This is a genomic window from Pseudoalteromonas sp. BSi20480 (genome assembly GCF_000241365.1).
Taxonomy (GTDB): Bacteria; Pseudomonadota; Gammaproteobacteria; order Enterobacterales; family Alteromonadaceae; genus Pseudoalteromonas; species Pseudoalteromonas marina.
Genome location: NZ_BADX01000164.1, coordinates 1 through 841 on the forward strand (window position 1 = coordinate 1; position 841 = coordinate 841).

General features: G+C 38.4%; 1 protein-coding gene. It reads right to left on the reverse strand.

The genetic code is table 11. The features are described 5' to 3' along the window. Positions 1–36 precede the first annotated feature (36 nt). On the reverse strand, positions 37–642 hold the full coding sequence (locus P20480_RS02230) for a peroxiredoxin (RefSeq protein WP_006793938.1): 606 nt from the start codon (positions 640–642) through the stop codon (positions 37–39). Positions 643–841 lie beyond the last annotated feature (199 nt).

Here is an 841-nt window from a genome sequence, read left to right on the forward strand (position 1 = left end):
AACTGGCGGTTTTTTTATTTAAACAAAAGGGCTAAATTATAGCTCGCCTTCGTTTTCAGAAAGGAACTTAGCAACACCTTCAGGGCTTGCATCCATACCTTTTTTACCTTCAGTCCAACCAGCAGGACAAACTTCGCCATTCTCACTGTGGAACGCTAGTGCATCAACCATACGGATCATTTCGTCAATGTTACGACCTAGTGGTAAATCGTTAACTACTTGATGACGTACGTTACCTTCTTCGTCGATTAAGAACGAACCACGAAATGCAACACCCGCTTCAGGATGTTCAACGTCGTATGCTTTACAAATTTCGTGTTTAACGTCTGCAACTAGTGCGTATTGTACTTTACCAATACCGCCGTCAGCTACAGGCGTATTACGCCATGCATTATGAGAAAACTGAGAATCGATAGAAACACCAATTACTTCAACGCCACGCTTTTTAAACTCTTCAAAACGCTTATCAAATGCAATAAGTTCAGAAGGACATACAAACGTGAAATCTAATGGGTAAAAGAAGATTACAGCTTTTTTACCTTTAATTGTTTCGTGTAGATTGTAGCTATCTACAATTTCACCATTACCTAAAACTGCAGCAGCGGTAAAGTCTGGTGCCTGGCGGCCTACTAATACACCCATTTTATTCTCCAAATATTTTGAGTTTGTTTTCAATTGCTTTCGCAATGCTGGTACATATATGGGCGCTAAAAGTTAAAAACCAATAGCACCTACACATAATTATTTTGTATATTAGATATAAAGTTTTAAAAAAGATAATCGTATTTACCGATGCGGGCAATCGAAAATACCGAACAGGAAATTAAAACACCGCAAATAC